4 protein-coding genes are annotated in these 3,761 nt (G+C 46.6%); 2 read left to right on the forward strand and 2 right to left on the reverse strand.

Annotated elements, in window-relative coordinates; translation table 11 throughout:
• Nucleotides 1-102 precede the first annotated feature (102 nt).
• Complete coding sequence (gene zapE / locus G565_RS25275) at nt 103-690, forward strand: AFG1/ZapE family ATPase (RefSeq protein ID WP_245584226.1); 588 nt, start codon at nt 103-105, stop codon at nt 688-690.
• 499 nt (nt 691-1,189) lie between these two features.
• On the opposite strand, the gene G565_RS26950 is transcribed toward zapE, so the two are convergent.
• Both G565_RS26950 and G565_RS0120465 read right to left on the reverse strand, forming a co-directional pair.
• The gene (locus tag G565_RS26950) at nt 1,190-1,858 is read right to left on the reverse strand and encodes a hypothetical protein (RefSeq protein WP_157600186.1); all 669 of its coding nucleotides are present in this window, start codon (nt 1,856-1,858) and stop codon (nt 1,190-1,192) included.
• Between the two features lie 361 nt (nt 1,859-2,219).
• Nucleotides 2,220-3,209 (reverse strand): transposase, encoded by a 990-nt coding sequence (locus G565_RS0120465; protein WP_028672470.1) that lies wholly within the window; start codon nt 3,207-3,209, stop codon nt 2,220-2,222.
• Nucleotides 3,210-3,405: 196 nt separating this feature from the next.
• Here G565_RS0120465 and G565_RS0120470 point away from each other — a divergent pair, with 196 nt between their 5' ends.
• Complete coding sequence (locus G565_RS0120470) at nt 3,406-3,699, forward strand: type II toxin-antitoxin system RelE/ParE family toxin (protein WP_028672471.1); 294 nt, start codon at nt 3,406-3,408, stop codon at nt 3,697-3,699.
• Nucleotides 3,700-3,761 lie beyond the last annotated feature (62 nt).

Here is a 3,761-nt window from a genome sequence, read left to right on the forward strand (position 1 = left end):
TGACACCAAGACTTTGGAAAGAACGCTTCGCTGCTGATCCGAGGCAATCAGATCTTTATATGGCCTGCAACCACTCCGTAGAATGACCGGTTACACAACAACATGCAGGCGCAGTTGGAAGAAATATTTGGTGGCACTGCATCCGGAACTGAGGCTGAGGTCATTCAAGTCTCCTTCGGTCGTACCGTCCAGGTCGCCCGATTGAATGACCGGTGCGCCTGGTTTTACTTTTCCGAGTTGTGCTACCAACCGCTCGGCGCGGCCGATTATATTTCCCTCTGCGACCGATTCCCGGTCCTCATCGTGGACAGCGTCCCCCAACTGGACGCCAACCACCTCAACGAGGCGCGGCGATTCGTGACCCTCATTGACGCGTGTTATGAATCTCGCACCCGCTTGGTGCTAGCGGTACAAGTCCCGCTGGACGAATTATTTGTCGATTTTGAAGCGCAAGTCGAAAGCAGTGATGGAGATGAAGAATTGTTTGTCAGTGAGAAGGGGGGAAACTCGAGTTCCTTTGCGACGACCATGATTCGCACCAAAGAGGGGGAACATTTTGAGTGGTCGGCGACGGGTCTAATTGGCGTGTCACTGGCACAATTATCGTCCGCTAATGATCTCGCCTTTTCCTTTCGACGAGCCGCTTCTCGATTGGTAGAAATGGGTGGAAAGGAATGGGGACGGCAATGACGAAAGGTCTTTACCTTGCAAACCATTGAAACTATTGCAGAGCAAAGGTGGGCTAACAGGACAGTCATCTTAACAGGACTATCGGGACAGTCACATTAGTGTCCACCTTGGCTAAACAGGACACCACCGGAGTAATGACAGTCAGAGTGACTTCCACATGATTGTTATGGGTGTTCACATTGCCATATTTGAGGGACTTTGAAAGCCTGAGAGAAGTTAGAAAACAGGGGTCAAAGCCTATAAAATCTAGGGTGAAAGGAAACTGCCGAAATAAACCATGTCCTTGCGGGAATGGATGCTTATTTGGACAGGCACATTAGGCAGCTATCAAGAAGTTTCAACAGATAGTTTTGCTCTATGGTATTCCAGTGGGTGTGCTCGGTAGTAGTAACCTAAATTCTGACTCCCAAAACTACGATAGGGTACCTAAGCACCCTATCAATTTAGTCAGATCGTAAGACTATTTTAAACTGAGAATAATCACAAAAATATAAATGTACTATTGTATTAGATTCCTTAAATATGTAGATGCCGCAATATATCCCGAAAGATTAACTGAGTATGTATTTGCTTCACTATATGGCCAAGTATAACCCCGTATCATAATTCTGTTACCACGGCGAAGCTGTTCCTCTAAATCGCTAGTCAATGGAAAGCAACCTTTTTGATACCTATTTTCGATTGGGGGGTTATCATCAATTCTAATCATTGCTGACTTTCCAGGATAATCATGTCCAGCTACGCATAGCATTTGGTATTCATCGCTTGATAGACGTATGAAGAGGCTAATATCCACTGTCATAGGATATTCACCATACCTCTCATCATACCTAGATGCTGAACGTCTCAGTTCTACATGTCGACTATCCGTCATTTCGTCCACTTTAACTGAAAATTCCCATACGCTTCTTTCCAAAGGAAATACACTTGGAGATTCCCTCCTCAACATACATTCAGCGATTTTACAGTTTTGATGTATAGATGGATCGAATCTTCGGCCAATATCTCCCCAAACTCTCATTCTTCCGTTATGTTCATCTGTAATGACAACGGCAGTGTACTGACCAATATCGATAATTGATTTTTCTTGTGACCATACTAGGGGTGTATAAAAAATATACAAAATTACTAGTAGCACTACCGGTTTCATTTTCAGTTCCTTTTGCATGATTTTTAATCAACTCAAAATTATTTTATCCGTATGAGTTCATTATTCTATTAAGCGGCTAGGCCGTCTATAAATATCTCCTGTATACCAGGAGAAATACATTTTGGGCATTTCAAGTTTGGTTAGTATATTGGGGACCACAATGGACATACACCGTAGTAGGGAAACGGAAAGCCACATAGGACATGCACCACAGTAGGGAAACGGAAAGCGGACCCTAGATCAAGTCAGTAGTTTGAAAGGCAGGAGTACCGATTCACTTCAGCCTGGTAATTTAGGGAGAATTGGCTGATTTTTGTGATTTTCAGGCACGCAAGCGCCTCAGTTAGGCCCGAGAATTGAGAAGTGAGGAAGGTTCTGGCTAAGTAGGTTGCGCGCCTAGTGCTAATCCAGGTGCTCGTCTGTAACCGAACTGCTGACACTTTGCTTTAATCGAGATTGCAGTGCCAACCATCCCTTTAAACTGGCTTTCAAAGTGCTGAGTGTTATAGACCCAATGTTCAGCATCGATATTAAGGCGTTCGAGAATGGGTGGAAGGGACTGTGTGATGCTTCCGCGTTTGTCGCTACGGATCTGACGACCGGTCCAGTCGAGTAGTTCCAGGTAGTCTTGCAGCCGAAAGGGCAAGCCTTCTGGCATGTCTTGTCTAGGGTAGCCAACAAACGGAAATAACGGTATTGGCTGTTTGGGTTCGGTCGCTTCCGGTTCTTCTTTGGCGGTATCGATCCGCCGTTTAGCCGAGGTAAATTCTGACGCTTCCGGTGTGTCGGCCATACAGGCTCGGACTGGGTTCAGGTCCACATAGGCTAGGCAGGTTGTCAGTGCAGTTTCATCCAGCAATGCCTGGGATTTAAATCTTGCCTCCCAGAACCTACCGGTGCAGTTGTCTTCAACGTTGGCTTGCCGGGCAATGTCTTCATTCAGGGCTTTCATGAACCAGCTGATCGACATCAGTCGCTCACGCCACTCTGTTACCAGCTCAGAGATAACGTTGAGTTGCTCTTCATAGAGGTCTTTTCCTGCTAGGTACTCATGGCTGAGAAAGTTACCGGCATAAAGGCTGTGCCAGTGTTGGATGACTTCGGTATCCGACCAGGCTTTGGCTTTCTCAGCATTGATGTGAAGCACTATGTGGTAGTGATTAGACATGACGGCATAGGCGCATACATCGAGCGCATAAACCCTGGCTAACTCGATTATCCGGTTTTCGATCCAGCCACGACGGTGTTCGTAGTCGTTACCAGAATGCTCGTCACGTCCGCACAGGAAGGCGCGGCGCACGCACCGGGAGGTGCAGTGATAGTAGGGTGTCGCTTCCAGAGCGATCTGGTTTTTCCTTGAACGTGGCATAGTGTCTAACCCTGACGGCCCGTCGCTTGAATACTGTATAAAATACTGGATATACTTGAGTGATTCAAGCATTTAGAGTGATTTCTGGGCCGTGAAGATTCCAAGCGGATATTAAAAGGAGTTATTTAATATCTAATCGGTCTTTCGCTTGTCTGGTTATCATATATGATACCTTCAAGATCCAGGGACAGTAGCAATGAAATGGGAGATTGTCTTTTACGGAGACGTGCAGAGTGACATTCTGGGCATGCCACCGAAGATCCAAGCCCGGATGATCCGGCTGTTGGAAATGATGGAAAAGCATGGAGCCCACCTTGGTGAACCGCACACGAAGCCAATGGGTATTGGATTGTTTGAGGTTCGTGCCAAGGCAAAAGAAGGCATTGGCAGAGGGTTTTTCTGTTATGTGAAGGGCGAGTCCATTGTTGTGCTCCACGCCTTTGTGAAGAAAGATCAGAAAACACCCAAGAGAGAACTGGAGCTTGTGTAGCGCGTCAACTATCTTGGCCGGTTCAGCGACAATTAACTTGGCCGGTTGCGCTGAACCTATGA

Source organism: Saccharospirillum impatiens DSM 12546 (assembly GCF_000423605.1).
Classification (GTDB): Bacteria; Pseudomonadota; Gammaproteobacteria; order Pseudomonadales; family Natronospirillaceae; genus Saccharospirillum; species Saccharospirillum impatiens.